This is a genomic window from Hydrocoleum sp. CS-953, from assembly GCF_002260545.1.
GTDB lineage: Bacteria > Cyanobacteriota > Cyanobacteriia > Cyanobacteriales > Microcoleaceae > Trichodesmium.
This window is the reverse complement of sequence record NZ_LGSU01000719.1, coordinates 1-4,363: the sequence shown is the minus strand read 5'-3', so window position 1 is coordinate 4,363 and position 4,363 is coordinate 1. Positions and strand designations below refer to the sequence as shown.

Genomic DNA, 4,363 nt, shown 5'->3' with positions numbered 1-4,363 from the left:
TGTTTGTAAATATTTCACATCTTCACCAGTGCTACCAAGGGATATAGTAGGACGAGTAGTAGTTGTTTGAGTTCCAGCAAGCATAATTTTCTCCTTGTTTTTTGAAGTGAGCAGGACTTAGGTATTGACGCTATATATAGTTGATTTATTGGTAACTATTCCAGATAAACCCACTATATTTAGTTTCGCTGTGTAAGTCCTGCTCTATATTTTTATTATCAGTGCATTCCTGGATGAATAGTAAAAATGTGCATGAGTTATCACATTTAACTTTTTATTGTGGGTGGACGTGCATTTTCTTACACATTAGTTATCACAATTAACTTTTTATTGTGGGTGGACGTGAATTTTCTGACACATTGATTAGCAGTCAGGGGTCACATTCTGCCATTACGGCAGTTCTGGAGAGAAAGGGAGGCAATATTAGAAAAGCTCAAAGTTTTAGTCGTCATGCAGACCTGAAGACCTTGATGATATATGACGACAACTTGCAACAACCACAACTGGAGTTTTAGATGAAATATAAAATCACTTTCTCTGCCGACTTCCCTTCTGGAGATGATATTTTTGTTGAGGATTTTGTGGAAGTATTAGAAGCTGAGGAAAAACTTAGAAAACTTGATATTTACGGCATTTTGAATAAGAAGCTTGAGGAAAAATATGACAATTTCAATGATATTAATTATGAAGGAATGAAGGTAGAGAAAGTCTAATATCGAAAAACAGAAAACAGAAAAAAATAGCCCCTATAGACTTAGGGGCTAAAACTTTTTCGAGTCAAGATTGCTATATTTTTATTATCAGTGCAATCCTGGATAAATAGTAAAAACGTGCATAAGTTATCACAAAAATTATGCTGCATCCTCTGGACGTTGGATTGTATTATTATTGGACAAAAAGTAAGTGTAATATTATGTAAGACTCAATTATTTTTGATCACAGAGAACTTGGCACTTAATTACAGTTACTCTAGTTTTACGCCAAAACGGAGCGTTTCTTGATACTGAAATTGATTTTAGGTTTTCAGTCTAATTTAGGTTTGATAACTTAATTAACAAATGTAGTTAATATACGAACTATTTAGGGACAATGTTCATATTATCATTCCCACACTTTACTGATGCACTACGAGTATTTACAAGACGAAATCATCCGCTCTTCTGTCTTCTTATTTTTGGTATCTTCATTTCCAAACAAGTAGTAATCAAAATCAAACCAAACTTTGTAGACTCCATTTTTACTATGGTTTATAGAAATAAAAAATTTATCTACATCATTAGGAAGATATTTGAATTCCCGATCATCTAAAACTTTAGAGTCAGATTTTTGAGTTAAACTAGCACTGTATTTAAACTCTCCCACAATCGCACCACCGAGCTCAGGTTCATTAGTTAATTGGGGACATTCTAAGTAATCCCAATTAATAGTTAATCTTTCGACAATAAAAGTACCACTAATATTTTGATTACCTATTTTTATGTCGGCATAACTATTCTTGCTATCTATTTCATTCATATTATATATAACTTTTCGGAAGTATTTTAAAAAGCTACAGGCATTGTACTCCAACCCGGCTCTTGTCGCACAAGAGCAACATCAGTTCGATTATCACCGTTGAAGTCACCCGTTAACACCNCTATTTTTATGTCGGCATAACTATTCTTGCTATCTATTTCATTCATATTATATATAACTGTAGGTTCAATATTAGAATTATCAAGAGGTGGTTTTTCACCTGTAGTTGTAGTTGGAGTTGTAGTTGTAGTTGGAGTTGTAGTTGGAGTTGGAGATGATGCAAAGTTAAGAACGATACCAAGCACTAGAATAAATAACCCTATAGGAATAGTAAATTTTTTTTGTTCTCGTGAAACCTCAATTAGACCACCTATTTTTGTGACAAATCCTAAAATAATAATCAATAGTCCTGCCACAATTAGCATGGTTGGTATTTGCAAATTAAGTAATACTGTTATTACGTCTGTCATGTTTTCTAAGTTCTTTAATTGTAATGAGCTGGTGTTGAAGACAGTATTAATAGCGGTTTAAAATGCGCTAGAATGTTTTCTATTGTATTAAGATAGGCGAGAATAACTGAATTCCTCAGTGGGAGCATTGAACTCCCACACTTGGATAATACAACCTAAAAATCCTTAATCTCTAATCATATTGCTCATCAGAGCATACCAAGTTAAAGAACCGACAATGCCATCAACTTCTAAGCGGCTATTTTTTTGGAATCCCTTAACAACTGCTTCAGTGTTGGAACCAAAAATACCATCTCCAACTAGAGAATAGCCCATTTCATTCAGGATTATTTGCAGACGTTTAACATCATCACCCCTGCTACCCCGACCGATAGTAGGAGGCAGTAAAGCTTCCCAAGTTTGAGAACCAACAACACCNGTCAGTGCTAACACCAAAGATACCATCTTCCACTAAAGAACCATAGCCAGCATCATTGAGAAGACGTTGGACTAAAGTCACATCAGAACCGTTGCTTCCGTTGCGTAAAACTGGTAAAGAAAAAGAACTTGAAACACTTAAAGTCATTGTTAATTCTCCTGTATTAGGATAGATGAGTATGAGAAATTAAATTGATTTGGTCAGGAACCCCTGGACTAAAATCCAAGAGTTTGTACATTCTTGTTGCGCTCGCTCCCAGGAAAGAAGCCAACACCTGACCAGCTTAAAATATTCTTTGTCTATATTATCGGTCAGGGTTAAAGTTCTGACTGCCACGCTCTCGCTCTCAATAACATTCCTGGGAATACTATCGCTACTTCCATGGAGAACGAACCGGAAGTCTAAACACGGGAGCGTGGGTTAAGCCAGTACTTTCTCAAAATCGTTAATGTGTAATCATAATGCTCATCAGAGCATACCAAGTTAAAGAACCGACAATGCCATCAACTTCTAAGCGGCTATTTTTTTGGAATTCCTTGACAACTGCTTCAGTGTTGGAACCAAAAATACCATCTCCAACTAGAGAATAGCCCATTTCATTTAGGATAATTTGCAGACGTTTAACATCATCACCCCTGCTACCCCGACCGATAGTAGGAGGCAGTAAAGCTTCCCAAGTTTGAGAACCAACAACACCNGTCAGTGCTAACACCAAAGATACCATCTTCCACTAAAGAACCATAGCCAGCATCATTGAGAAGACGTTGGACTAAAGTCACATCAGAACCGTTGCTTCCGTTGCGTAAAACTGGTAAAGAAAAAGAACTTGAAACACTTAAAGTCATTGTTAATTCTCCTGTATTAGGATAGATGAGTATGAGAAATTAGATCGATTTGGTCACTCACCCCTGGACTAAACTCCAAGAGTTTGTACATTCTTGTTGCAGTCATATCTAGAGATGTAGCAACAAGAGTGTTTAAGTTTTAACTAGCAGTCAGCGTTCAGCTAGCCTCCTAGGTCGGAACTGCGTTAACAGCTTTCAGCTAAAAATCCGAGGGGAGGGAGTCCCCCACTATATTTTTTGAAAATTAGTGGTGTGTGTTAATGGGGTCTCAATCCCCCATTATACACGCCAGGAAAGCTGTTAGCTGAACGCTGACTGCTGAGTGCTACTTCAATAGGTGTATTTGAAGATGGCATCACCCAAAGCTTTCCAGGTTTGGGGACCTACCACTCCATCGACTGTAATCTCAGGCGATGGAAAAGGAAAAGTAGCGTTATAATTTTCCTGAAACTCAGTTACTATTTGTTGGCATTGACTATCGTAGTTAGCATCAAATCTCACGTTAGTTGTAATCAGAGATGGTCTACTTGGTTGCATACCAAACCAATAGATTGAGGATAACAATTGTTCAAGAAACCGAACACTATCTCCACTATCTCCTTCTTTTAATACTGGCAAGCTTGATACAGTCATTGTTGATACAGTCATTTGAGAAAATTCCTTAGTTTAGTTGAAGATGATTGTAGCAATCAGTAATCAGTTTTCAAGTCGTATAATGGGGATTTTCACCCCCGAATTTTAGCTGAAGACTGAATGCTGGTAAAAAAATGGTTTGTTGATAGCTACTTTAGCCATAGCTATGGTTTTGTTAGTTTTGATTAGTGAATTCAACTCTAAACATTGATAGATTCTAATTTTGCCCAAGTTTGGGGACCAACAATTCCATCCACAGTTAAATTATTGGATTTTTGGAAATTCTTCACAGCTTCTTCTGTTGCTACACCAAATATTCCATCAACTACCAAAGAACGAAATCCAACAGCCTTTAACCATATTTGTAGATATTCTACATCTTCTCCAGTGCTACCAAAATACAGAGTAGGGCGGGCAATTTTCCCTGTATCTATTAATCCCCAAGTTTGGGGACCCACAATTCCATCCGCAGTTAAACCAGA

At 36.8% G+C, this 4,363-nt stretch carries 7 protein-coding genes; 2 read left to right on the top strand and 5 right to left on the bottom strand.

Annotation, left to right across the window (positions count from 1 at the left end; translation table 11 throughout):
* Positions 1–332 precede the first annotated feature (332 nt).
* Together AFK68_RS08475 and AFK68_RS08470 are read left to right on the top strand one after the other, a co-directional pair.
* Complete coding sequence (locus tag AFK68_RS08475) at positions 333–515, top strand: hypothetical protein (protein ID WP_210407302.1); 183 nt, start codon at positions 333–335, stop codon at positions 513–515.
* Positions 516–713, top strand: a complete 198-nt coding sequence (locus AFK68_RS08470) for a hypothetical protein (protein WP_094672353.1) — start codon at positions 516–518, stop codon at positions 711–713. It abuts the gene before it with no gap.
* Positions 714–1,125: 412 nt separating this feature from the next.
* On the opposite strand, the gene AFK68_RS08465 is transcribed toward AFK68_RS08470, so the two are convergent.
* The 5 genes from AFK68_RS08465 to AFK68_RS08440 form a co-directional block, all read right to left on the bottom strand.
* Complete coding sequence (locus AFK68_RS08465; protein ID WP_094672352.1) at positions 1,126–1,515, bottom strand: hypothetical protein; 390 nt, start codon at positions 1,513–1,515, stop codon at positions 1,126–1,128.
* A gap of 635 nt (positions 1,516–2,150) precedes the next feature.
* A complete protein-coding gene (locus AFK68_RS44560; RefSeq protein ID WP_371357282.1) occupies positions 2,151–2,357 on the bottom strand; it encodes a peptidoglycan-binding protein in 207 nt (68 codons plus the stop codon).
* A gap of 491 nt (positions 2,358–2,848) precedes the next feature.
* Positions 2,849–3,055, bottom strand: coding sequence for a peptidoglycan-binding protein (locus tag AFK68_RS44555; protein ID WP_371357281.1), 207 nt, complete (start codon positions 3,053–3,055; stop codon positions 2,849–2,851).
* Positions 3,056–3,578: 523 nt separating this feature from the next.
* Positions 3,579–3,896, bottom strand: a complete 318-nt coding sequence (locus tag AFK68_RS08445) for a peptidoglycan-binding protein (protein ID WP_094672348.1) — start codon at positions 3,894–3,896, stop codon at positions 3,579–3,581.
* A 185-nt stretch (positions 3,897–4,081) separates the two neighbouring features.
* Positions 4,082–4,363, bottom strand: a 282-nt coding sequence (locus tag AFK68_RS08440; RefSeq protein WP_143437687.1) for a peptidoglycan-binding protein, incomplete at its 5' end; no start/stop codon positions are given.